Raw genomic sequence first — 23,303 nt, 5'->3', positions numbered from 1 at the left:
GCGTAAATGTCCTGCTCATAGCTCTCTCTCGGCTCGCCGGGCAACACGCTGCGGCCTGTTTTCGGCCACTAGGCAACATCATGCCGGTGAATCCCGATGGTGATCCCGCGCAGGTGTGAGCCGTCTGCATCGCTTGTCCGCCTCCACCGTAGCGGCAAAGCCGTACGGATCGACGGGTGGTGGTGGCTCCGGAAGCCCACTCCTGTGATCCGGGTCACGTCGGTCTCGCGTCACGTAACTGACCGGAAGCCGTCTGTCGTCTCCTGTCGGCGGCGGCGTGCTCGGGGCGGCGCTGCGGCCGTCCGTGGATGCGGGGGAGCGGGGCGGCGGGGGTCAGCGGCGGTTGATGCTGCGGACGCTCAGGAGAGTCAGGATTCCGAGGCCGATGAGTCCGGCGGTCGCGCCGATGAGCTCCGCGGTGGCATGCATGGAACCTCCATAAGCGGGCAAATGTGGATGCTTTTCATATAGGCACGCGGATCTGTCCGACTGCGGAATCCGCAACGGGGCATGTGCCTGTTTTCACTCGGAGGGCAGATGTGGTGCGGCAGGTGGGCGGCCGCCCGTTCGAACGCTTACGATCCTCTGCGTGTCCAAACTGACCGACGTGCCCAAACGGATCCTGATCGGGCGCGCACTGCGCAGTGACCGGCTCGGAGAAACGCTCCTGCCGAAGCGCATCGCACTCCCCGTCTTCGCATCCGACCCGCTCTCCTCCGTGGCCTACGCACCCGGAGAAGTGCTCCTGGTTCTCTCCATCGCGGGCGTGTCGGCGTACCACTTCAGCCCGTGGATCGCGCTCGCGGTCGTGGTGCTGATGTTCACCGTGGTCGCCTCCTACCGGCAGAACGTGCACGCGTACCCGAGCGGCGGCGGCGACTACGAGGTCGCCACCACCAACCTCGGCCCCCGCGCCGGGCTCACCGTCGCCAGCGCGCTGCTCGTCGACTACGTCCTCACCGTCGCCGTGTCGATCGCCTCCGGCATCGAGAACCTCGGCTCGGCGATCCCGTTCGTGATCGAGCACAAGGTGTTGTGCGCGGTCGCCGTGATCGTGTTGCTCACGCTGATGAACCTGCGCGGAGTGAGGGAGTCCGGAAAGCTCTTCGCGATTCCGACGTACGTCTTCGTGGCAGGCGTCTTCATCATGATCGCGTGGGGCTCGTTCCGCGGGCTCGTCCTGAACGACACCATGAAGGCGCCGACCGCCGACTTCCACATCGAGGCCGAGCACCAGGGCCTCGCCGGCTTCGCCCTCGTCTTCCTGCTGCTGCGCGCCTTCTCCTCCGGCTGCGCCGCGCTCACCGGCGTCGAGGCGATCTCCAACGGTGTCCCGGCCTTCCGCAAGCCCAAGTCGAAGAACGCCGCGACCACCCTCGCGGCGATGGGCCTGCTCGCCGTCACCATGTTCTGCGGCATCATCGGCCTGGCCATGGCGACCAAGGTGCGGATGGCCGAGAACCCGGCCGTCGACCTCATCCACAACGGCGTTGCGGTCGGCACCGGTTACGTCCAGAACCCGGTGATCTCGCAGGTCGCCGAGGCGGTCTTCGGCAAGGGCAGCTTCCTGTTCGTGGTGCTGGCCGCCGCCACCGCACTGGTCCTGTTCCTCGCCGCCAACACCGCGTACAACGGCTTCCCGCTCCTCGGCTCGATCCTCGCCCAGGACCGCTACCTCCCGCGCCAGTTGCACACCCGCGGCGACCGCCTCGCCTTCTCCAACGGCATCGTGCTGCTCGCGCTCGCGGCCGCGCTGCTCGTCTGGGTCTACGGAGCGGACTCGACCAAGCTCATCCAGCTCTACATCGTCGGTGTCTTCGTCTCCTTCACGCTCAGCCAGACCGGCATGGTCCGGCACTGGAACCGTCATCTGCGCACCGAGAAGGACCAGGCCAAGCGCCGCCACATGGTCCGCTCCCGGGCGATCAACACCTTCGGAGCCTTCTTCACGGGGCTCGTGCTGGTCGTCGTACTCGTCACGAAGTTCACGCACGGCGCCTGGGTCGCGCTGCTCGGCATGGTGATCTTCTACGCGACGATGAGCGCGATCCGTAAGCACTACGACCGGGTGGCCGAGGAACTGGCCGCGCCCGAGGGGCCCTCCGACGACAGCCTCCGCCCCTCCCGCGTCCACTCCGTCGTCCTGATCTCCAAGATCCACCGCCCCTCGCTGCGCGCCCTCGGGTACGCCAAGCTGATGCGTTCCGACAGCCTGGAGGCGCTCAGCGTCAACGTCGACCCGACCGAGACGAAGGCGCTGCGTGCGGAATGGGAACGGCGCGGCATCGATGTACCCCTGAAGGTCCTCGACTCGCCGTACCGCGAGATCACGCGCCCCGTCATCGAGTACGTGAAGGGGCTGCGCCGCGACTCGCCGCGCGACGTGGTCTCCGTCGTCATCCCCGAGTACGTGGTCGGCCACTGGTACGAGCACCTGCTGCACAACCAGAGCGCGCTCCGCCTGAAAGGGCGGCTGCTGTTCACGCCGGGCGTGATGGTGACCTCGGTGCCCTACCAGCTGGAGTCTTCCGAGCTCGCTCGGAAGCGGGCCCGCAAGCGGCAGGAGTGGAACGCGCCGGGAGCGGTGCGACGCGGTCCGGCCCACGACCGTCCGAAGGAGTCGTCGGGGTCGACGAAGGGCTGAGGAAGGGCTGATGCCACGGGGCCTTGATGCTCCTTGCCTTGTGGTGAGCGGCCGGGCGGTGGCCACGTAGACTGGTGGGCTGTTGTCCGGCCGTTCCCCTTTCCCGTCCTATCCCCATCCCCTCCCCGCACCCTTTCCGCACCCTTTCGCATCTGGAGTCACCCCGCCATGCAGGCAGAACCGAAGAAGTCGCTGGTGGGGGAGGAGTACGAGGTCGAGATCGGTCCTGTCGCCCACGGCGGGCACTGCATCGCCCGTACGTCCGAGGGACAGGTCCTTTTCGTCCGGCACACCCTGCCCGGCGAGCGGGTCCTCGCGCGGGTCACAGAGGGCGAGGAGGGCGCGAAGTTCCTGCGCGCCGATGCCGTCACCGTGCTCGAACCGTCCAAGGACCGCGTGGCGGTGCCCTGTCCGTACGCCGGTCCCGGCCGCTGCGGCGGCTGCGACTGGCAGCACGCCAAGCCCGGCGCTCAGCGACGGCTGAAGGGCGAGGTCATCACCGAGCAGCTGCAGCGGCTCGCCGGCCTCACGCCGGAAGAGGCGGGCTGGGACGGCACGGTGATGCCCGCCGAGGGCGACAAGCTGCCGGCGGGTGAGGTCCCGGCCTGGCGCACCCGCGTGCAGTACGCCGTCGATCCGGACGGCAACGCCGGGCTGCGCCGCCACCGTTCGCACGAGGTCGAGCCGATCGATCACTGCATGATCGCAGCCGTTGGGGTCAGCGAGCTCGGCGTCGAGGAGCGTGACTGGTCCGGCATGGTCTCGGTCGACGCGATCGCCGCGACGGGCTCCCAGGACCGCATGGTGATCCTCGAACCCAGGCCCGGCGCCCGGCTGCCCCTGGTCGAGCTCGACAAGCCCGTCTCCGTGATGCGCGTCGAGGAGCACGACGGCGGCATCCACCGCGTCCACGGCCGCGCCTTCGTCCGAGAGCGCGCCGACGGCCGTACGTACCGGGTCGGCAGCGGCGGCTTCTGGCAGGTCCACCCGCAGGCCGCGGACACCCTGGTCAAGGCCGTCATGCAGGGCCTGATGCCGCGCAAGGGCGAGATGGCGCTCGACCTGTACTGCGGCGTCGGCCTCTTCGCCGGCGCCCTCGCCGATCGCCTCGGCGACAAGGGCGCGGTCCTCGGCATCGAGTCCGGCAAGCGCGCGGTCGAGGACGCCCGCCACAACCTCACCGCCTTCGACCGCGTCCGCATCGAACAGGGCAAGGTCGAAGCCGTCCTCCCGCGCACCGGCATCACGGAGGTCGACCTCATCGTCCTCGACCCGCCGCGCTCCGGCGCCGGCAAGAAGACCGTCGAGCACCTCGCCTCACTGGGCGCCCGCCGCATCGCATACGTCGCCTGCGACCCGGCGGCCCTCGCGCGGGACCTGGGGTACTTCCGGGACGGTGGCTACAAGGTGCGGACGCTTCGGGCGTTCGATCTGTTTCCGATGACTCATCATGTGGAGTGTGTGGCGATTCTGGAGCCGGTCGCGAAGGGCTCCTGACCTGCGGTTTTGCGTGTGTGCTTCATGTGCGGTGTGGGCGTTGCGGGCGATATCCTGACGCTGAAATGACGCTCATTTGAAGCTTGTTCTGATGGAGTGTCAGGCCCGTTGCGTCGCTGTTCAGGCGCTCTGACGGCCACTTTGTGGGGCAGGTTCGGCCGCATGGGCCTGATCCACAGTGCGCTGCTACGGGCGGTGAGCGGGAACGTCCAGGCAACACTCTGCCGTCTTGAGCCGTGCGATGCAGGGGGCGCAGGTGCCCATCGGTTCCTGGGTGGACCCCCCTCACAGACCCCTCCAGGAACCGGAAAGAGCACGACCGCCGCAGCATTGGCCGGCGAGCTGAAGCTGCCGTTGTTCACCATCCGCCTGGACGGGCTGATCAGCGCAGGATCCTGAACTCGTTCCTGCTGTTCCTGGACGAGGCTCCCTCGGAGGATCGGGTCGTCGCCGGCACCGACCACGACGCCCTGCCGAAGGTGATCCGTCAGTAACCAGGTTCGGGGTGCCGTGACCCGGTGCCCTCCTGACATGCTGGGCCGCATGGTCACACTCGATGGGAAACCGGCAGGCGCGGACGACTTACTGCCTCTGGCGTTGACGAACTTCGCCCATTTCACGTCCATGCGCGTCGGCGCCGACGGGTCGATTCGCGGCCTGTCGCTGCACCTCGAACGCCTTGTCCGAGACTGCCGGACCGTGTACGGCGTAGCCCTGGACGCCGACCGGGTCCGCGTGCAGGTTCGGGCCGCCCTTCACGGGCGTCCGGGACCATGCGTCGTTCGCGTGACGATCTACGACCCGGCTGTCGACATGGGGCACCCGGTCGACGCCAAGGATCCGCAGCCGCTGATCACCGTGCGTCCTGTCGGCCAACTGCCCCCGCCTCCGCTGCGGGTGCAGAGCGTGCGGTACGAACGTGATCTCCCGCAGGTCAAGCACTGTGGCCTCTTCGGAGCCCTCCATGCACGCCGCGCGGCCCAGCTCGCGGGAGCCGATGATGCCCTGTTCACCGGCTGTGACGGCTTGGTCTCCGAGGGCGGAACCTGGAACGTTGGATTCATCGACGGCAACGGGACGGTCGTGTGGCCTGACGCACCCGTGCTTCCTGGTGTCACGATGGCGCTCTTGAAGCAACACGCGGTCGGAGTCAGCCACCGAACGGCCGCTGTAACTCTCGGCCAGGCCAAGAGCATGGCGGCAGCGTTCGCCACGAACACTTCCATCGGAGTGCGCGCGCTGTCTGCCCTCGACAACGAAAGCCTGTCGACCGATCATCCGGTGCTGACCGCGCTCCGCGACTCGTACCTGTCCGTTCCCGGCGAAAGCCTGTAGACACAGGGAGCAGCGGTGACGACCGGTGTCACACGGTGAAACGGGGAGAGCCGGGGCGCGACGATCAGGTCCAACGCCGGAATTCAGGCCGCACTTGACACACGGCACCTCGGTCTGGGGCGACGCCTTCCGCATCGACGTACATCCGACGACCAACCTCGCCTACGAGCGGTTCGTCCGCGCCACCGGGCACGGAGCACCGGGCATCGAGCCCCGCAGCACTGGCCGAGCGGGCTCTGTCCGCGCACACTGCGCGATCATCCTGTGGTCTGGCTTAGCTGACACGACGCGGAGGCATACGCTCCGAGTTGGGCATCGGCGATAGGAGCACCCTCCGGCACGCGTCGCCGTCCGCGGCGGCTCCTACGGCGGCTCCTACGGCGGTGACGCCGCGCTCGTCGGCCTCACCTTCACCCCGGACCTCTTCGCGGCGGCCGTCGACATCGTCGGCGTCTCCGACCTGGCCCACTTCATGCGCAACCTCCCGCCGTTCACTCGCCCCTCCCCGGCGTACAACTGATACCGCTTCGTGGGCGATCCGGACGTACCGGAGCAGGGGCGGACATGCGCGCCCGCTCTCCGATCAGCCACGTCGACCGCGTGCGCGCCCCGCTCCTGGTGATCCAGGGGAAGGCGCCGCCCGACTGCCCGGGCCGGGAGCCCGCGCGCGAGCACCGGCCCGCTCCCGTGCTCGCGCGCGGCCGGTGCCCGTCACCGCCCGCCGGTCTCCCCGTGCGCGTAAGTCTCCTTCGACAGTGCGCGCAGGGTGGTCTGGGCCTTGAGGAGCATTTCCTCGTACTCGGCCTCCGGGTCGGAGTCGAGGACGATGGCGCCGCCCGCGCCGATGGTCAGTTCGCCGTCGTGGCGGACGGCGGTGCGGATGGTGATGCTCAGGTCCGCCGTGCCCGTGTAGCCGACGAAGCCGATGGCGCCGGAGTAGATGCCGCGGGCCTCGCCCTCCAGGTCGTCGATGATCTCCATGGTGCGCAGTTTCGGCGCCCCCGTCATGGACCCGCCGGGGAAGCAGGCCCGGACCGCGTCCACGGCGGAACTGCCCTCGCGCAGGGTGCCGGTGACGGTGGAGACGAGCTGGTGCACTGTGGCGTAGGACTCCACCGTCATGAGCGAGGGGACGGCGACGGTGCCGATCTCGCAGATCTGCCCGAGGTCGTTGCGGAGCAGGTCCACGATCATCAGGTTCTCGGCGCGCGTCTTGGGGTCCGTGCGCAGGGCCCGGCGCGTGGCCTCGTCGGTCTCCGGGTCCGGGTGTCGGGGCGCCGTGCCCTTGATCGGCTTCGCCTCCACCGTGCGGGCGGCGTCCACCTTGAGGAACCGCTCGGGCGAGGAGCTGAACACCGCGAGGTCTCCGAGGCGCAGCAGCGCCGCGTAGGGGGCGGGGTTGAGCCGCCGCAGGCGCCGGTAGTAGGCGAGGTCGTCGGCCGGTGCGGGCAGGTGCAGGTTGGTGGTGAGGCAGATCTCGTAGCTCACGCCCTCGCGCAGCCTGCGGTCGCACTCCTGGATGTCCGCCAGGTACTGCGCGCGTGGGCGGGCCAGCCATGCCGAGGCGTCGTGCTGCTCGGGGGGCGGCGGGGCGGCGGCGTCGGCGTGCGCGGCGGGGAGTTCGGCCAGGACGGGGATGACCGTTCTGATCCACTTCTGCGCGGCGTCGGAGTCCTGCTGCTCGCAGACGGCGACGACGTACGTGCGGTTCTCTGCGTGGTCCACGGCGACGAAGTGGTCCGCCTGGAGCCACACGGCGTCCGGGGTCCTCGACCGGTGGGCGCGCTGCCCGCCGAGGTCGGCCTTCAGCTCGTAGCCGAAGTAGCCGACGTAACCGCCGGTGAAGTCGAAGGGCAACTCCCCGGTCCCCTCGACCACGCGGCCGGTGCGGCGGTCGAGCGCGTCGAAGACGCTGCCCTCCTCCCGGCGCGAGGCGCCGTCGGGGTGGTCCACGACGGTGTGCCCGTCCTCGACGCGGTAGGTCAGCATCTCCGCGCCCGGCTCCTCGGCGGCGCCGAAGAACGAGAAGCGGGCCAGACCGGGTTCCACGTGCGAGCTGTCGAGCCAGAAGGCGCGGGTGCTCGTCCCATACAGCGCCAGGTACGCGGCCTCCGCGTCCACGGCCCGGTCCAGGATGTCGTACTCCGCGCGCAGCCGCGGCGGTGGCGCGTCCGACGCCGCGACCGATATGGGCACGGCGTCGGCCCGGCCCTCGTACGTACCCGTGCCGCTGTCGCGCCCCGCCAGTGCCAGGTCCCGGAAGTTGGCCACGAGGCGGGCGCCGTGCTCCGTGCAGATCGACTCCGGGTGGAACTGCACGCCCCACCACGGCCGTTCGCGGTGGGCCAGGCCCATGATCACGTCGTCCTCGGCGCGCGCGGTCACCTCCAGGTGCGCGGGCACGGGTTCGGCGACGCTCAGCGAGTGGTAGCGCACGGCGGTGAAGTCCTGCGCGATGCCGGCGAAGAGACCCGTACCGCTGTGCCGGATCGTGGACAGGTAGCCGTGCCGGGGCTCCGGCGCGGGTGCGACCGGCGCGCCCGCCAGCAGACCCATGCCCTGGTGTCCCAGGCACACCCCCAGGACCGGCAGCCCGGAGTTCTCCAGGACATCGCGTGAGCGGCCGAAGTCCCGGGGGAGCGCCGGGTGGCCGGGGCCCGGGGAGATGACCGCGGCGTCGAATCCGTGCGGGTCGAACCGGTCCCAGTCCTCGGCGTCGTTGCGTACGACGACGGGGGCGACGCCGTACACCTTCGCCAGCAACTGGTAAAGGTTGTAGGTGTAGGAGTCGTAGTTGTCGATGAGCAGGACGCGCATGGGTCAGCACCTTGGGTGGGGTGGTGGTCAGGGGGTTCGGGTCGACACCGTTGACCAGTCGAAGGGGAGGGTGTCCAGGACGTCCAGCTCTTGGCAGAGCTGCCGCAACCCGCTGAAGTCCTGGAGGAGCCGCTTGCCGCCGGAGGCGCTGCTGATGTCCCGCAGCATCTCCTCGCCGCCCTCCACGCCGAGCAGGTCCAGGATCCTCGCCCAGGTCGTGAAGTCGTGTGCGGCGAAGGCCTCCATCCCGTCGGCCAGGGCGGCGAGGAAGTAGTCGCGCTGCCCGGGGGAGAAGTGCTTCCACGCCTCCTGGGCGAGGGTGTCCGCGATCGAGGCGTGGCAGTACTCGTCGCGGTTGTGCAGGACGGCCGTCATGCGGTTCACGGGCTGGATCTCGTGGTTCTCGGCGACGAGGTCCAGGTGGGCGTTGACCGAGATCTCCGCGACCGTGGTGAAGGCGAGCGACACCAGGGCCCGCTCCTCGTCCGTCCCGGCCGTGGCGAGCCGGTGCGCCTGCCTGCGCGCCTTGTACGCGAGGGGCAGCGTCGTCTCCGGCATCCGCCAGCCGCGCTTGCGGCGCGTCACGGCACTCGCGTTGAGGTGCATCAGCGTGTGGTACTGCTCGTCGACCATGGCCTGGGTGACCGCGAGCGTCATGGCCTCGCTGTCGATGCCCGTGTCGAAGACGTCCTGCGTGACCAGGGCGAAGCCCGGGTTCACCACGTGCTGCTCGATGTCCATGATGTTCTTGTTGAACGAGATCCAGCCCCACGCGAGAATCCGCGCCTTCATCCCGTCGTCGAGCGCGAGGTAGGTGGGGTGCCGGCGGAAGGGCAGCAGGGCCTCGGGGAAGTCCGGCCGGTCCAGTTCGAAGACGTCGTCCAGGTTCGGCTCCTCCTGCTTGACCGTGGCACGCCGGTGCCAGTTGCCCGCGAGCCTGCTGAGGACGGCGCTCTCCACCGCGTCGTGCGGGTCGTGCTCCGGGAGCGACCGCAGCCGTCGCGCCATGGTGAACGCGCCGGGATCTGTCTCGTTGGGTATGTCGTTCATGGTGACCTCGGTCCAGGTCAGAGTCGTCCGGCGCGCATGGCGCCGGCCTTGGTCCTGAGGGATTCGATCTCGTCCGGCTCGTCCGGCTCGTCCGGTTCCAGCGCGACGCCGCCGACCTTCTCCGGGGCGAACAGGACCTCTTCCACGCCGAGTTCGCGGTGCACCGGCGCCACACCGGCCCGGATCTCGGTGAGGGTGTTCCCGATGGGCATGTGCCGCACCGCCGGCTGGGTGCGCTGGAGGATCAGCCGGTGGTTGAAGGGCGAGCGGGGGTGGCTCAGACAGAAGTGGCTGAGGAGCTCGAAGTCCGCGGGACAGCGGTTGTCCAGCAGCGAGGTACGCATCACGGACCGTCCAAGAATTTCCGGAGGGTCTGGACGTCGCCCGGTTCCAAGGTGATCCCGAAGATCTCCCCGGGAGCGGCAAGCAACTCATCCTTGTCGAGTTCCCGGAAGGTCGCCGGCCGCCCGGGACGTATTTCCGTGAGAGTGCTGCCGGCGAGGAGGTGCCTCACCTCGGGCTGTGTGCGCTGGAGGACCATCTGGCGGTTGAACGGTGAGCGCGGATGCGTGAGGCAGAAGTGGTTGAGGAGCTCGAAGTCCGACGGATAACGCACGTCCGTGGTGAAGCCGTAGAGCTCGGCCGGTCCCTCCGGCCGCAGGAACCGCAGCACGTGTTCACCGGTCGACTCTTGTACGAGATCGAACGACCAGTCGCCGTCCAGCCGCGCGTTCTCCGCGAGCCGGATCGGCTCGTGCGGTCCGTAGGCACCGAAACTCACGTCGTGGAGCCAGCGTTCGCCGTCGAGCTCCACGCACAGGGCGATGTGCAGGGCCGGTCCGAACTTGCTCCCGGTGCGGATCCGCGTTCGGCCGGCGAGCGCCGTGAACGTGAACCCGATGCGGTCGAGGACGGCCGCCATCAGCACGACCTGTTCCAGACACCAGCCGCCGCGGCCCTGTCGCACGATCTTGTCCTGGACGCTGTCCAGGTCGAGCGGTACCGCCGTGCGGCCGAACAGCGCGTCGAGGTTGTCGAAGGCGATCGCGTCGACGTGGGCGGTGTGCAGGCCGCGCAGTGTGGAGAGGTCCGCAGCCACGTCGCCCTGGTAGCCCACGCGGGTCAGGTAGGCGTCCAGGTCGACGCCACTGCCCTGCCACATCGAATCCGTCATACGTAGCTCACCCTTCATGTGAACTGCCCGGCGACCATGGCCGCGAGAATGAGCCAGCCGAAGTAGGTGTTGGAAACGAAGGCGTCCCAGCACGATTTCGGGTCGTCCAGGTCCACACGTACGATCAGGTAGGACAAAAAAATTCCCGCGAGCGCGACGATCAGGTAGAACGCCCACCCCATCGACGTCTGAGAACCGGCCCACAGCACGCCGCCGACACTGAGCACGGCGAAAATCGCCAGCCACGTCTTGGTGGCCTTGCCGAACAGCAGAGCGGAAGACTTGACACCGATCTGGCGGTCGTACTCCTTGTCCTGATGGGAGTAGATCCCGTCGTGAATCAGGGTCCAGAAGGCCCCACCGGCGTACAGGCCGCACACCGCGAGCGGGTAGTCGGCGCTTCCCGTCGCCGTTGTCCAGCCGATCAGCGCGTAGACGCTCATCACCAGCGCCAGGAACGCCGAGGGCCAGAAGAAGACGCGCTTCATGTAGGGGTACGCGACGATCAGCGGGTACGAGGCCGCGGCGACCAGGGATGTCTCCACGTTCACCATCGCCAGGACCAGCAGTGCGACCACGGCCTGTGCGGCGGCGAACAGGAGGGCGTTCTTGACGCTGACCGCCCCGGAGGCGACAGGACGCGACACGGTGCGGGCGACTCGGGCGTCGACGTCCCTGTCGATCACGTCGTTGACCGCGCAGGCAGCGCCGCGCACCAGTACCGCGGCGGTGGCGAGAAGCAGCACCGCCAGCGGGTCCGGTCGTTGCCCGGAGGCGAGGGCGACAGCCCACAGTCCTGGGAGCAGGTAGAGCACGTACCCCGTGGGCCTGTCCAGTCGCATCAACAGGAGATACGCGCGGACCGAGGTGGGGCTCTTCGTGACTACGCCTCTAGATATTTCGTGCAGCATCAGGATCCAATCGCCATGTCACCGGAAGTTGGATCAACCCGCCGATCAGCGTGTTGAGGCGCAGCCTCAGCTCGTCCACACCGACAGCCAGACGCAGGGTCGGGAATCGCGCGACGAGCTGGGTGAGCACCACCTGCAGCTGCATTCGGGCCAGCGTCGCGCCGACGCAGTAGTGCGCACCGTGCCCGAACGCGAGACTGCCCGTGGTGTCGCGATGGACATCGATGCGGTCGGGGCCGGCGAAGGCCTTCTCGTCGTGGTTGGCCGCGATGATGTTCAGCAGCACGAAGTCGCCGGTCCGGATGGTGACCCCGTCGATCTCGAAGTCCGTCAGCGCGTAACGGGGCATGCCGCCGTTGTGCGGATTCGGCATCGACATCCGCAGGGTTTCCTCGACCGCGCCGGGGATGAGACTCGGGTCGCGCAGCAACGCCTGCCACTGCTCGGGGTTGGCCAGCAACAGCGACACACAGGTGCCGATCCGGGCCACCGTGGTCTCATAACCACCGAACAGCAACAACGCCGTCAGCCCGATGACCTCGTTGTCGTTGATCCCCTCGGTCGCGCAGATCCTGGAGATCGCGTCATCGCCCGGGTTTCGCCGTTTGTCAGCGACAAGTTGCTTGCAATAGGCGAACAACTCACCCAGCCCCTGCTTGGACCTGACCGGGTCCCCGACGCTGGCGGCGTCCTGGGTCCAGCCGCCGAACCGGTCCTTGTCCTCCTTGGGCACGCCCAGCCACTCGCACATCACCTGGATCGGCAGCGAGAGCGCCAACGCCTCGCGTAGGTCCACCGGTGGTTTCTGGCCGGCCACTGCGTCCAGGAGTTGCCCGGTCACTTCTTCGATGTAGGGCCGCAGCGCCAGCATCCGTTCGGGTGAGAAGTGCGGCTCCAGCAGTGCCCGCAACCGGGTGTGGTCGGTGGCGAAGTCGCCCAGCAGGCTGGCGAGAATCGCAGAACCACTGTCCTTCGCCGCAGCCTGCGGATCGGGATTCGAGCGGCTGAGCCGGTCGTCGTCGAGCAACTGCCTCACCCAGGCATGACCGGTGACCAGCCACGCCTCGTCGCCCTCGGCAGTACGAACCCGATGGACCGCGCCCTGGGACTGGAGCGTGCGCAGCCCTGGCGCGAGGTGCAGCACATTCGTCTGCTCGAAAGGCAATTGAGCTGGGGTACTCACTGACGGCCTCCGCCGGAATCGAGGTTCGGACCACCGTGTCGAAGACGGTCACGACGAACTGGAGCTCCTCGTCCCGGTGTCCGTCGGGGAACGAGGAGGGCGGACCCGCCGGCCCGCCTCCACGCGGTGGACGGAATACCGCCCAGCGGCAGGTTGATCGGGTTCTGGGTCCGGAGCACGCAGTGGGCCGGCTCCCAGCGCTCGAACTCGCCCCGGATGACGGGCGGGGCCGGGTTGTCGTGGGCCCTAGCCATGATCATGTGCTCCGATCCAGATGCCGGCCCTGCCGGGAGTCACGGGTCATGCCGTGCGATTGACGATGCGGTCGAACAACGCGGTCAGTTCGGTGGACGCGGCCGGGGACAGCTCGGCTCGTCCGAGGTGCTCCAGAGCCGAGTCCAGATGGCTGCGGGACAGCTGCTCGGCCGTGTGTCGGCCGCCGGATTCCTCGACGAGGTCGGCCATCTCCTGTAGGTGCGCCGCCGTGGTGCTGTCGGCGTGCCACAGCCGGCGCAGTCGTTCGCCGGCCGGGCTGTGGGCGGACAAGGCTGCCAGCACCGGAAAAGTCGGGTTGCGCCGCAGGATGTCGCTGCGGACGGGCTTGCCGGTCACTGCCGGGTCGCCCCAGATGTCCTCGACGTCGTTGAAGATCTGGAAAGCGAGACCCAGGTGCCTGCCCGCGCCGCGCAGGGCAGCCAGGACGTGTTCCGGTTTCCCCGCCCGCAGGGCGGGCGTCACCAGTGCGCACTCCAGCAGCGCGGACGTTTTCTCCTCCACGATGCGGTCGTATTCCGAGATCCCGGTGCCCGGACCCAGCCGGAGGGTCAACTCGCGGGCCTGGCCCGCGAGAACGAGACCGAGGGCTTCGGCGAACACGCGGGAGATCTCCGCACGGCCGGGGCCGGGGTCGTCGACGACCATCTGCATCCCAAGAGCCTGCAACGCGTCCCCGGCCAGGATGGCCAGACTGGAACCGAACACCTTCCACGCGGCTGGGCGGCCGCGACGCAGCTCGTCCGCGTCGATGATGTCGTCGTGGATCAGGGTTGAGTTGTGCAGCAATTCCAGAGCCGCCGCCTGGCACCGCACGTCCTCCGGTCGCAGTCCGACTCCCTCAGCCGCCGCCATCATGAGGGCGGCGCGAGTCAGCTTGCCGCCCTCCTCACCGTGGGGGACACCGTGTTCGTCGATGAAGCCGAGATGGTAGGAGCAGACCCGGGCCAGGGTCGGCTCCAGTGCGGAGGCCCGGCGCCGCATCACGGGCAATACCGTGGATCGCGCCGCCTTCGGCGACAGGAAGGTGCGGGGTTTGGTCGACGAGTTGCCGAGTGCGCTCATCGGGATTCTCCTCCGGTCGCGTGCCTTCCCTATTACTGGTCAGAAGCTACGCGCATGGGGTTCGCGAATTGCACCACTGAAAATCGCTGTGCTGGATATGTTGGGGCAACTCCCGCGTCTACGCGCAATGTGAACCCGGGGTGATGCACCGGAATTTTCGTGATCGTTCTGACCGCCATCCTGGTGGGCGGCCCTGGTCGTGTCAACGATGTGGCGTGCGCATTTTCGGGTTTAGGAAAAACCCCAAAGAAGGCGGCGCAGGGCTGGATTTGGACTACTCTGCGGATTGGTAGCCGCTGGGCGGCAGCCAAGGCCGTACTTCGAGTCCGGCTGTTAAGCCGGCGTCCAACGGCGGATAAGACTTCCTGGGAAGGACTCGGTTTCCACTGACTTGCGTGGATGCCCTGTTTCGGCGACGCGAGCCTGGCGTTCCGACGCGGACGTCGTGGCGCGGAACGGAGTGGGACGAGTGGCGGTAAGCGGGTCTTCCCGGCCGAGCGGCGTGTGTCTTCTCCGCGTACGGCATCTCCCCGCAGGTGTGGCGGAACGCGGACGCACGCGGGCTGGACGTGCTCGACGTGACCTGCCCCCCTGGGGGTCAAGGTGCACCAGGGGACCCGCTGGTTCGCCCGCGACGGGCGGACGTTGCTGCTGATCGGCCACGCGGACCACGAGGAGGCCGTGGGTACCTTCGGGCACGCTCCCGACCGGATGGTCATCGTCGAAACGGTCACCGGGGCGCAAGCACTGGACCTTCTCCCTGACGCACCACAGAGATGAACGGCGCAGAACTGCCGCGCTTCGGCCGCGTCGGCCATGCCGAGGTCGCTGAATAGCTCCCAGGCCGAGCAATATCACACAACGTCACTGATCATTGCCGGGAATGGCTCACAGAAAGCTTGAGAGGCGGAATGGCGATGTCTGTTGATTCGGGGCAATTGCATGAGGACAGGTCGTTCGATCCGTATGGCGCGCATCGCGACGACCCGTATTCATTTCTGGCCGACATCGGAGAGACGGAACCGGTGTTCTACGCCCCTTTGCTCGACGCGTGGTGCGTCACCCGGCGCGAGGACATGGTTGCCGTGCTGCGAGACGACCCGAACTTCTCGGCGCGCGACCACAATCCCCGCCCAGCGGTCGCGTTGCCCGAGGACGTGAGTCGGATGCTGCGCACGTGGCGCGGTGCTGATGCTCTGGCCGTCGGCTCGCTCGATCCTCCCGAGCACACCCGGATCAGAGAAGTGCTCAATGTCGGGTTCACGCCGGCCAGGGTCAGAGAGTTCGAACCCACGATCCGCGCGGTCGCCACCGATCTCGTCGAGCGGGTCGCGGTCGCGGAGGAGTTCGACTTCATCACGGAGTTCGCGGTTCCGTACTCCCTTGAGGTGATCGGCAGGCGCCTTGGGATTCCGGACGGGTACCTCGACCGCTGCCGCACGTGGTCCGAGCAACGCATCGAACTCATGATGCTGCGGGGCGACGCCGATCTCGACCGGCTGCGTGAATACGCCCGCGGGCTGATGGATTTCGGAGCGTTCGCCCGGTCACTCGTGCAGGAGCGGCTCGCCTCGCCGCAGGACGACCTGATCAGCGAACTGCTCCACGAGGGCAAGGCCGGCCGTACGCTCACCGCCGACGAGGCTTCCGTCATGATCCCCACACTGATCTTCGCGGGACACATGACCTGTGCCGAGGCGCTTGGCACCATCCTCTTCCAGCAGTTTCAGGCACCCGGCGGCTGGGCCAAGGTGGCCGACGGGACGATCGCCACACGGGACCTTGTCGAGGAGGGGCTGCGGTTCGACAGTCCGCTGGCGGGCATGTACCGGACCGCGGTCAATGACGTCGTGGTCGGCGATGTCCACCTGGCCGCGGGGAGCCGACTGCTTCTGCTGTACGGAGCGGCCGGCCGGGGCAGTCAATCCTCCGCATGTCCGGCCGCGTTCAGTCCAGGCAGTGGGTCCGCCTCGCATCTCGCGTTCGGGCACGGCATCCATTTCTGCCTCGGAGCCGGATTCGCCCGCTCGGAACTGGAGATCGCGATACAGGCCCTCGCCACCAGGATGCCAGGTCTGACTCTGGCACCAGGGCGGCTGCCGCGTCACCGGCCGGTGTTTCCGCTTCGGGCGTTGACCGAGTTGCGGGTGCGGCAGCGGTGACACGGGCATCCGGGCGGTCGTCGGGAGACCTGGAGGACACGCTGCTCCCCGCAGAGCTCACCTGTCCGACGGCATCGAAGGGGAAAACCCTGAGTTCCACGGATCAGGACGCCGGCTGGTAGTGCTTCGTCACGTCGGGGGATCTCGCCTGGTGGTGGGCATCTTCCTTGTCTGGGGCTGGGGGAGGCGGAACGGCTCCGGGGTGAGTTGGCGGAGCTCGTTGCCGATGTGTTCGGGTCGTTGTCCCGGCGGGATCAGCGGCGGTGAGGTGAGTGTTATCTGCGAGGTCTGATGCCGGACGGACGGCGCAAGTCGATCCAGCCGATGGCGGATCGGCTGCCGGACGGCAACATGCAGGCCCTGCAGCAGTTCGTGAACCAGCCGCCGTGGCATCCACTGCCGGCCAGACGACGAAACGCCGAGCTGTCGCACGAGGCGGTCCGGCCCGAGGTGTGGGCCCATGACGACCTGCGGCGCCGACGACCCGTGGCGCCCGACGGGGCGGTGCCATGGCGCGGACTCACCAGAGCGACTCGGTACTCCGCCACGATCAACTCACGCGCCCCAGCCCCCACCATGCATGGTTCTACGATCCACCCGGGCACTGGCCATGGCCAACCGTGCACGAGGTCGTCACCCCGGCCGTACTGTGACGGCCCGTCAGTTCGACGGCTGGCCGTTTCGGTCTTTCGGACTGGTGACAAGCCTGGGGGTGAGTTCTTGCGAGGGCCTGCGCTTGATGCCGGTGGTCAGCCCCGGGCCGGCGCCCTGATAAGGGCTGTCCTACCTTTCACGCGCGGGTCTGATCCGATCGTTCGTAGGATCGGAGGGCCCGGGGGCTCCGGGTACGGCTGCAAAGGCTGAGCCGCTGGACGGGTGTGCGACGGGAGGGTGTGGACGCGGTCCCCAAGGGGTGGCCGTGGAGTCTTCCGCTGGAGGACCGTGCATCGCTGGTCGCGGCCTGCGGGCACACGAACCTGGCTATGCGGCAACTGGCCCCGTCGTTCGGGTGATCCGGTGGTGACGAGTGGCGGTCAGGTCGTGGGCGTGGCCTGGCAGGGCGGGCGAGAGCCACCGTGACCGGCCGCCGGCGCCCGTGAAGACCTGCGCGTTCACACCGTGGCGGCGGTGTTGGTCGGCCCGTCCGTCGTCGACCCGGCCGCACTCGGCGAGACTACCGTCGAGCAGGACGACGTCGGGTTCGTGTGCGCGCGGCGTCTTCGGCGGACCCGGCGCACGTTCGGCGGGCAGGTGGATGACTGCGATGGTGCAGGTGTGTGCGGTGGAGTCGCCGATCCCGAACCCGGCGGCGATCTTCGCCAGGTTGGTGTGTTCGCGCGGGTACACCAGTGCCCCCTCGCGAGTTGAGACGGGCGGAGCTTGCAGCGCCGGCCGCCCTCACGGGTGACGACGAGCATGGTGACCTGTTCCACGCGCGCCTGGGGCAGGTCGAGTGCGGCAGGACTGGAAACCGACGATGCCCCCGAGCAGCGTGATGGAGACGTCAGACATCTCGATCAACAGCTCGGAAGCCTCGCTCGTCGCGCTTTACGGCCGACAGTTGACCGGTGGCCGGCTCGAAGAAGCTCACCTGTTCAGGAAGCGTCAGAAAGTACCTCGACCTCGGCCTTACGCCATGAGACGCCCGGGGACGGCACTCGCAGTCAGGCGCGGACCGCGGTCAGGAAGAGGTAGCCGCTCTCCGGGACGGACCCGAACTTACGCATGAAGTCGAGGAGCGAGGTGGCCTGTTCCTCGCCGACCAGTTCGGCCAGCTTGTCGCGGACGGTCTCCACGGCGTCGGCCATGAGCCCAAGGGTGCGGATGACGTTGTCGGTGATGTCGGTGATCTCCACATCGACGAAACCGTTGTCGGCCAGCGCTGTCCGGTATTCGTCCACCGTGCCCAAGGAGCGCACCCCGTAGTGCTCGACGACGTGGTCCAGGACCACACGTCCTTCAGGGCTGATCGGGTCGCGCTGGATGACGTCGGCGATGGCGAGGCGGCCGCCGGGGCGCAGGACGCGGGCGGCCTCGGAGATCACCTGGCCGCGGTCGGGCATGTGCCACATCGATTCGAACGCCCATGCCGCGTCGAACGAGCCGTCGGGGAAGGGCATGTCCATCGCGTCGCCGAACTGGAACGTGGCCCGGTCGGCCAGCCCGGCCTCGGCCGCGAGTTTCGTGGCGTCCTCCACCTGGATCCGGCTGATGGTGATGCCCACCACGTCCACGTCGGAAGTGCGGACGAGCCGCTGTGCGGGGTAGCCGATGCCGCAGCCGATGTCCAGGACCCGCTGGCCGGGCTGCGCGGCGAGACCCGAGATCATCAGGTCGGTCAGGCGGTCCGTGGCCTTTTCGACGGAGCTGTCGTCGGCGTCGTTCTCCCAGTAGCCGTAGTGGATATTGGGGCCCCACGCGGAACCGTAGATCCGGCCGAACCCGTCGTACACGTTGAGGACATCGCTGTGAGCGGGAGACTGTTCGAGCGTCATGAAGAACTCCGTATCCTTGTGAAGGCTGCGGGAAGCTGGCGGCGGTCCAGCTCTACCGGCGGTGAGCCCGCGAATGATCGTGCCGGTACGCCACCGCAGGTCCTGCCCGTCGTCCCCAGTGCTCTGGTGGAGCGGCGCGACTCGCAGCCCTACCGGCCGGCCGCCGCCGTCTACCTCGACGGTGGGCTTGTCCGCGGCACCTTTCGTGTACCAGCCGTTGATCACGAACTGGTCCATGTCGGCCGATGACGGATCCTCCTGTGGCGAAGATCCTGGTCAACCGCCCTGGAATTCGGCGGTCACATTGAAAGACGAGCGGAAACCCGCTGCGCTGGGCTGGGCAAACCCAGCCCAGCGCTTGCTTGATCTACTGACAACCACGTAAGCCGTCAGGTGCCGCGAGGACCCCGGCTTGCGTGCGGATTTTCGGCCTCTTGCCACGTTCCTTGCTTACTTCAGCTCGAAGCGCAAGAAACCCAGCCGCACGCCCCCGGCTTGCCATTCAGCGCCAAGCGCCTGGTTCGCCAGCAGAGATATCCTCAGCTGCCTGCGGTCAACTGGTGAGAGGCTGCTGTCACTGTCCAGTACCGCCTTCGTCCAGGCGGCACTCTCCTCCCAGAACGGCGCGGTTTCTGACGTAGCGTCGACGTCATCGACCAATTCGAAACCCGCGGCCTGTGCGGCCTTTACGTAATCGAGCACCGAAGCCGGTTTTGTGTAGAAGTATTCGGCCCACACATCGGCCCCGTGAGGACGTGTGATGAATACTTCCTCGATGCATACACTCGCGCCCGGACGAAGCACGCGCGCCAGACGCTCGAACCACAGAGGACGGTCGAAATACCCGCTGCTCTCGATTGCTACTGCCGCGTCATAGGGGCCGCCGTCCAAGGGCAGGCGCTTCGCATCGCTGACCAGTGTGCGGACCCTCCCGTCCACACCGCATTCCCGCGCGAACCCTTCGACCACCGGCGCGTGTTCCGGCGCGTTGGTGACCGCCGTGACGTCGGCGCCGTATTCCTGCGCCCAGAAGAGCGAGCCTCCGCCGAGACCGCAGCCGACATCCAGGATCCTGCCCGACAGCCGCTGTTCAGCGTCCCAGATCTTGGCCGCATACCGCAGCAATTCCTCTTGATGAAGCCGTATGCTGCCGCGAATGGAATCCGGCGTCACATCGTCAGCACGCAGCGGCGCTTCGGAGGAAGGGTAGTGACCCACGTGATAGTGAATCCTGGGCCCAGGCCCGTATTTGCGAACAAGCCTGGCTGTTTTGTCGTCGTAATATTGGCCAACTATTTTCACCTCATCCTGAGGGTCCAGCGCTGTTTGAGGTGAACTTGTAAGCTCATCCAGATTCGACACGGGTCACTCCTCCAGAGCGCGGATGCCGACGACGTTGGCGAATGGCCTGCTTTGAACGTTACGCTGCGCTCGCCACGATTTCGGTGAGGATGCCTGGTTCGGCAAGGATCGCCGGACCAGATTCCATGTTCATCAACTGTGCCAGCACCTTTCGCAAGTGCGAGAGTCACCCGGAACTGAGGAAATTAGGCGATCCATGAAGCCGCCCTCATGATTCGGAATCCTGAGTGGTACCGAAATCGAGTGGCAGCTATTGGATTCCATCCTGGAGGGCGGCCCTGGTCGTGTCAACGATGCGGCGTGCGCATTTTCGGGTTTAGGAAAAACCCCAAAGAAGGCGGCGCAGGACTGGATTTGGACTACTCTGCGGATTGGTGGCCGCTGGGCGACAGCCAAGGCCGTACTTCGAGTCCGGCTGTTAAGCCGGCGTCCAACGGCGGATAAGACTTCCTGGGAAGGACTCGGTTTCCACTGACTTGCGTGGATGCCCTGTTCGGCGACGCGAGCCAGGCGTTCCGACGTGGACGTCGTGGCGCGGAACGGAGTGGGATGAGTGGCGGTAAGCAGGTCTTGCTGGCCGAGCCGCGGAGTTTTTGTGCCGGTGTGCGCCGGGCGATAGCCATCATCGACCTCGCGCTGGAACAGCACGGCGCGCCCGTCTACGTCCGCAAGGAGATCGTGCACAACCACTACGTGGTGCGCGAGTTCGAGCGCCGGGGTGTCCGGTTCGTCGATTCCGAACAGGAGGTGCCGGAGGGCGCGGTGTGTGTCTTCTCCGCGCACGGTGTCTCGCCGCAGGTGCGGCGGAACGCGGACGCACGCGGGCTGGACGTGCTCGACGCGACCTGCCCACTGGTGGCCAAGGTGCACCAGGAGGCCCGCCGGTTCGCCCGCGACGGGCGGACGTTGCTGCTGATCGGCCACGCGGACCACGAGGAGGTCGAGGGTACCTTCGGGCACGCTCCGGACCAGACGGTCATCGTCGAAACGGTCGCCGGGGCGCAAGCACTGGACCTTCCCCCCGACGCACCGGTCGCCTACCTCACCCAGACCACGCTCTCGGTGGACGAGACCAGGGACATCATCGCCGTGCTCCAGCGCAGGTTCACCGACCTGCGCGGGCCCGCCGGCGACGACATCTGTTACGCCAGCCAGAACCGTCAGGACGGCATCAGGGCCATTGTGGACCGGTGCGACCTGGTGCTGGTGGTCGGTTCGACCAACTCCAGCAACTCGATCCGGATGGTCGAGGTGGCGCGCAGGCTCGGCGGCAGGGCCGAACTGGTGCCGGACGTGACCCACTTCGACCCCACGTGGCTGGCCGGCGTGAGCACGGTCGGCGTGAGCGCCGGGGCGAGCGCGCCGGAGATCCTCGTCGACCAGCTGCTCGACCGGCTCGCCGAACTCGGCTACGCGGACACGTCCGTGGAACGGGTGGCGACCGAGGACATCGTGTTCTCCCCGCCCTCGCGGCTGACCGGAGTGGCGGACGTCCCGTGACCGATCGAGACCGGGCGATTCCCGTCGCCGATGGCGCCGGCAAGGACACCGTCGGCGAGAGCGCGTCGGCGCCGAGCCGCGTCGGCCGTCGTCCCGGCCTGTCCGACCAGCCGCGGCCACCACATGCCGTGCGGGCCTTCCCGGCGCCAGCCGGCACACGAGGCCGTCGGCCGAACCGGCATCGCGCCGGGCGGTCGGTCCGAACCGACCGAGAGGGCGGCCACGACCGCTTACCACACCCGGTGAGGAGCACTGTTCGGCATGACGCTGCTGGAAACCGTGCGTGACCCCGCGCGGCTGCGTGAGCTGGCCGCCGGGGAACTCCGCGACTTCGCCGGGGAGTTCCGCGCGTTCCTGATCGAGCGGGTCTCCGCGACCGGAGGACACCTCGGGCCCAACCTGGGCGTGGTCGAGCTGACCATCGCGTTGCACGCGGTATCCGAGTCCCCGCGCGACCGGTTGGTGTGGGACACCGGGCACCAGTCCTACGCGCACAAGATCCTCATGAGCCGCCAGGCCGGGTTCGACCGGCTGCGCAGGTCGGGAAGGGTGTTCGGCCACCCGAGCCGGGAGGCGTCCGCGCACGACCTGATCGAGAACTCGCACGCGTCCACCGCGCTGTCCTACGCGGACGGACTGGCCAGAGCGGACGCACACCTCGGCCGACCCGACCGGGCGACCGTCGCGGTCATCGGCGACGGCGCGATGACCGGCTGCATGGCCTGGGAAGCGCTCAACAACATCGCGGGCGGGCCGCAGCGGTCGCTCGTCATCGTGTTCAACGGCAACCAGCGCTCCTACGCGCCGACCGTCGGCGGGCCGGCCGAGCACCTGGCCGACCTGCGCACCGGACGCGGACCGGGCGTGTTCGAACAACTCGGGCTCGGTTACCTCGGCCCGATCGACGGTCACGTCCTCTCCGCCGTCCAGGACTCCCTGCGCCACGCGGGCGCACTGGGCGGGCCGGTGGTGGTGCATGTGATCACCGCCAGGGGCAGGGGATACCGGCACACCGAGAACAACGACCTCGACCGCGGCCACGCCGTCAAACCGATGGATCCGCGCAGCGGGCAGGCGCTGAAGGCATCGCCCCCGTCGTTCACGTCCGTGTTCGGCGAGAAGCTGGTCCAACTGGCCGAGCAGCGCGACGATCTCGTGGCGATCACCGCCGCGATGGCCGAGCCGACCGGGCTCCTGCCGCTCCAGCGCAGGGTTCCGTACGGGGTGATCGACGTCGGCATCGCCGAGCAGCACGCGGTCATGAGCCGGAAGGGCGCGAATCGGTCCCGTGCGAAGATCCGCGCCCTCGTCGAGCAGGCCATAGCCACACTGGAGGTGCCCGATCGGCGCACCACGGTGCTCCACCACCCGAGTCACCGTCCTCGTCCAAGCCGTCCTCGCCCCGCATCCGGCCGGCTCGGACCGATGGGATGGGGGAAAGGAGCAGTTACACGATGACGCAGCCGGTCATGCATAAACGTACGGAAATACGATCTCGTCAACTACCGAGCATTAATCCACAGTTTCATAGGCGATCTGCGGGGGCCACACATCTGTTCGCAGAATCTGAAGGACGAACGCCTTCGAAACTAACGCGACACGATTCGGTGCCTGAAGCTTGTCGGACATGACGCGGACGTGGTAGTCGATGGTCTTCGAACTGAGGTACAACTCTCTGGAAAGTCGCCCACTGGAGAAGCCGGCCGCAACGCCCTCCAGGATCCTGACCTGGATCGAGCTGGGAACCCAGTCACCGACCGGCTGGGGCACTTCGCAGCCATTCTGATCAATATCCATGGCACCCATCTATTCCGTACAGCCCGAGTGGGCCGTGT

Annotated in this window: 17 protein-coding genes and 6 pseudogenes; 12 read left to right on the top strand and 11 right to left on the bottom strand. The window is 67.8% G+C overall.

Annotated features, from left to right (window positions below; genetic code table 11):
• The first annotated feature begins 589 nt into the window (after nt 1-589).
• The 5 genes and pseudogenes from ACFWP7_RS05460 to ACFWP7_RS05440 all read left to right on the top strand — a co-directional run.
• On the top strand, nt 590-2,644 hold the full coding sequence (locus ACFWP7_RS05460) for an APC family permease (protein ID WP_384376369.1): 2,055 nt from the start codon (nt 590-592) through the stop codon (nt 2,642-2,644).
• 168 nt (nt 2,645-2,812) lie between these two features.
• On the top strand, nt 2,813-4,141 hold the full coding sequence (locus tag ACFWP7_RS05455) for a class I SAM-dependent RNA methyltransferase (protein WP_384376366.1): 1,329 nt from the start codon (nt 2,813-2,815) through the stop codon (nt 4,139-4,141).
• A gap of 162 nt (nt 4,142-4,303) precedes the next feature.
• The gene (locus ACFWP7_RS05450; protein WP_384376363.1) at nt 4,304-4,540 is read left to right on the top strand and encodes an AAA family ATPase; all 237 of its coding nucleotides are present in this window, start codon (nt 4,304-4,306) and stop codon (nt 4,538-4,540) included.
• Between the two features lie 132 nt (nt 4,541-4,672).
• On the top strand, nt 4,673-5,476 hold the full coding sequence (locus ACFWP7_RS05445; RefSeq protein ID WP_384376360.1) for an aminotransferase class IV family protein: 804 nt from the start codon (nt 4,673-4,675) through the stop codon (nt 5,474-5,476).
• A gap of 412 nt (nt 5,477-5,888) precedes the next feature.
• Nucleotides 5,889-5,996: pseudogene (locus ACFWP7_RS05440) on the top strand (hypothetical protein); the annotation flags it as partial.
• Between the two features lie 191 nt (nt 5,997-6,187).
• Here ACFWP7_RS05440 and pabB read toward each other — a convergent pair.
• The 7 genes from pabB to ACFWP7_RS05405 all read right to left on the bottom strand — a co-directional run bounded on the left by pabB (nt 6,188) and on the right by ACFWP7_RS05405 (nt 13,949).
• Nucleotides 6,188-8,293: an aminodeoxychorismate synthase component I gene (gene pabB, locus ACFWP7_RS05435; RefSeq protein WP_384376357.1), complete on the bottom strand. Its 2,106-nt coding sequence runs from the start codon at nt 8,291-8,293 to the stop codon at nt 6,188-6,190.
• A 27-nt stretch (nt 8,294-8,320) separates the two neighbouring features.
• Nucleotides 8,321-9,343, bottom strand: a complete 1,023-nt coding sequence (locus tag ACFWP7_RS05430) for a diiron oxygenase (protein WP_384376354.1) — start codon at nt 9,341-9,343, stop codon at nt 8,321-8,323.
• A 17-nt stretch (nt 9,344-9,360) separates the two neighbouring features.
• Nucleotides 9,361-9,687 (bottom strand): hypothetical protein, encoded by a 327-nt coding sequence (locus ACFWP7_RS05425; protein WP_384376351.1) that lies wholly within the window; start codon nt 9,685-9,687, stop codon nt 9,361-9,363.
• Nucleotides 9,687-10,517: an arylamine N-acetyltransferase gene (locus ACFWP7_RS05420; RefSeq protein WP_384376348.1), complete on the bottom strand. Its 831-nt coding sequence runs from the start codon at nt 10,515-10,517 to the stop codon at nt 9,687-9,689. Before ACFWP7_RS05420 ends, ACFWP7_RS05425 begins: the two co-directional genes overlap by 1 nt.
• 14 nt (nt 10,518-10,531) lie before the next feature.
• Complete coding sequence (locus ACFWP7_RS05415; protein ID WP_384376345.1) at nt 10,532-11,359, bottom strand: 4-hydroxybenzoate octaprenyltransferase; 828 nt, start codon at nt 11,357-11,359, stop codon at nt 10,532-10,534.
• Between the two features lie 49 nt (nt 11,360-11,408).
• Nucleotides 11,409-12,593, bottom strand: a complete 1,185-nt coding sequence (locus tag ACFWP7_RS05410; RefSeq protein ID WP_384376342.1) for a cytochrome P450 — start codon at nt 12,591-12,593, stop codon at nt 11,409-11,411.
• A 318-nt stretch (nt 12,594-12,911) separates the two neighbouring features.
• Nucleotides 12,912-13,949: a polyprenyl synthetase family protein gene (locus ACFWP7_RS05405; protein WP_384376339.1), complete on the bottom strand. Its 1,038-nt coding sequence runs from the start codon at nt 13,947-13,949 to the stop codon at nt 12,912-12,914.
• A 603-nt stretch (nt 13,950-14,552) separates the two neighbouring features.
• Between ACFWP7_RS05405 and ACFWP7_RS05400 the strand changes: the two genes are divergently transcribed.
• The 4 genes and pseudogenes from ACFWP7_RS05400 to ACFWP7_RS05385 all read left to right on the top strand — a co-directional run.
• A complete protein-coding gene (locus tag ACFWP7_RS05400) occupies nt 14,553-14,729 on the top strand; it encodes a hypothetical protein (RefSeq protein ID WP_384376336.1) in 177 nt (58 codons plus the stop codon).
• 245 nt (nt 14,730-14,974) lie between these two features.
• A complete protein-coding gene (locus ACFWP7_RS05395; protein WP_384376333.1) occupies nt 14,975-16,111 on the top strand; it encodes a cytochrome P450 in 1,137 nt (378 codons plus the stop codon).
• 171 nt (nt 16,112-16,282) lie between these two features.
• Nucleotides 16,283-16,582, top strand: a pseudogene (locus tag ACFWP7_RS05390) (transposase); the annotation flags it as partial.
• Between the two features lie 401 nt (nt 16,583-16,983).
• A pseudogene (locus ACFWP7_RS05385) lies at nt 16,984-17,121 on the top strand (IS5/IS1182 family transposase); the annotation flags it as partial.
• Here ACFWP7_RS05385 and ACFWP7_RS05380 read toward each other — a convergent pair.
• The 3 genes and pseudogenes from ACFWP7_RS05380 to ACFWP7_RS05370 all read right to left on the bottom strand — a co-directional run.
• Nucleotides 17,117-17,529: pseudogene (locus ACFWP7_RS05380) on the bottom strand (IS5/IS1182 family transposase); the annotation flags it as partial. The pseudogenes ACFWP7_RS05385 and ACFWP7_RS05380 overlap by 5 nt on opposite strands.
• Nucleotides 17,530-17,775: 246 nt before the next feature.
• On the bottom strand, nt 17,776-18,606 hold the full coding sequence (locus ACFWP7_RS05375) for a methyltransferase domain-containing protein (RefSeq protein ID WP_384376330.1): 831 nt from the start codon (nt 18,604-18,606) through the stop codon (nt 17,776-17,778).
• 450 nt (nt 18,607-19,056) lie between these two features.
• Nucleotides 19,057-19,968 (bottom strand): SAM-dependent methyltransferase, encoded by a 912-nt coding sequence (locus ACFWP7_RS05370; RefSeq protein WP_384376327.1) that lies wholly within the window; start codon nt 19,966-19,968, stop codon nt 19,057-19,059.
• Between the two features lie 549 nt (nt 19,969-20,517).
• Here ACFWP7_RS05370 and ispH point away from each other — a divergent pair.
• From ispH to ACFWP7_RS05355, 3 genes and pseudogenes are all read left to right on the top strand, one after another.
• Nucleotides 20,518-21,468: a 4-hydroxy-3-methylbut-2-enyl diphosphate reductase gene (gene ispH / locus ACFWP7_RS05365; RefSeq protein WP_384376324.1), complete on the top strand. Its 951-nt coding sequence runs from the start codon at nt 20,518-20,520 to the stop codon at nt 21,466-21,468.
• Nucleotides 21,469-21,729: 261 nt separating this feature from the next.
• A pseudogene (locus ACFWP7_RS05360) lies at nt 21,730-22,443 on the top strand (1-deoxy-D-xylulose-5-phosphate synthase N-terminal domain-containing protein); the annotation flags it as partial.
• A 234-nt stretch (nt 22,444-22,677) separates the two neighbouring features.
• Nucleotides 22,678-22,945 (top strand): annotated as a pseudogene (locus tag ACFWP7_RS05355) (hypothetical protein); the annotation flags it as partial.
• A gap of 35 nt (nt 22,946-22,980) precedes the next feature.
• Here the strand turns inward: ACFWP7_RS05355 and ACFWP7_RS05350 are convergent.
• The gene (locus ACFWP7_RS05350; protein ID WP_384376321.1) at nt 22,981-23,265 is read right to left on the bottom strand and encodes a LuxR C-terminal-related transcriptional regulator; all 285 of its coding nucleotides are present in this window, start codon (nt 23,263-23,265) and stop codon (nt 22,981-22,983) included.
• Nucleotides 23,266-23,303: the final 38 nt, after the last annotated feature.

The sequence above is a fragment of the Streptomyces sp. NPDC058470 genome, assembly GCF_042721055.1.
GTDB lineage: Bacteria > Actinomycetota > Actinomycetes > Streptomycetales > Streptomycetaceae > Streptomyces.
This window is presented reverse-complemented; position numbering and strand designations above follow the sequence as displayed.

Coding starts and splice junctions, on each gene's coding strand:
- ACFWP7_RS05455 (WP_384376366.1), top strand. CDS start 2,813: ATGCAGGCAGAACCGAAGAAGTCGCTGGTGGGGGAGGAGTACGAGGTC.
- ACFWP7_RS05450 (WP_384376363.1), top strand. CDS start 4,304: ATGGGCCTGATCCACAGTGCGCTGCTACGGGCGGTGAGCGGGAACGTC.
- ACFWP7_RS05445 (WP_384376360.1), top strand. CDS start 4,673: ATGCTGGGCCGCATGGTCACACTCGATGGGAAACCGGCAGGCGCGGAC.
- pabB (WP_384376357.1), bottom strand. CDS start 8,293: ATGCGCGTCCTGCTCATCGACAACTACGACTCCTACACCTACAACCTT.
- ACFWP7_RS05430 (WP_384376354.1), bottom strand. CDS start 9,343: ATGAACGACATACCCAACGAGACAGATCCCGGCGCGTTCACCATGGCG.
- ACFWP7_RS05425 (WP_384376351.1), bottom strand. CDS start 9,687: ATGCGTACCTCGCTGCTGGACAACCGCTGTCCCGCGGACTTCGAGCTC.
- ACFWP7_RS05420 (WP_384376348.1), bottom strand. CDS start 10,517: ATGACGGATTCGATGTGGCAGGGCAGTGGCGTCGACCTGGACGCCTAC.
- ACFWP7_RS05415 (WP_384376345.1), bottom strand. CDS start 11,359: ATGCGACTGGACAGGCCCACGGGGTACGTGCTCTACCTGCTCCCAGGA.
- ACFWP7_RS05405 (WP_384376339.1), bottom strand. CDS start 13,949: ATGAGCGCACTCGGCAACTCGTCGACCAAACCCCGCACCTTCCTGTCG.
- ACFWP7_RS05375 (WP_384376330.1), bottom strand. CDS start 18,606: ATGACGCTCGAACAGTCTCCCGCTCACAGCGATGTCCTCAACGTGTAC.
- ispH (WP_384376324.1), top strand. CDS start 20,518: ATGAGTGGCGGTAAGCAGGTCTTGCTGGCCGAGCCGCGGAGTTTTTGT.
- ACFWP7_RS05350 (WP_384376321.1), bottom strand. CDS start 23,265: ATGGATATTGATCAGAATGGCTGCGAAGTGCCCCAGCCGGTCGGTGAC.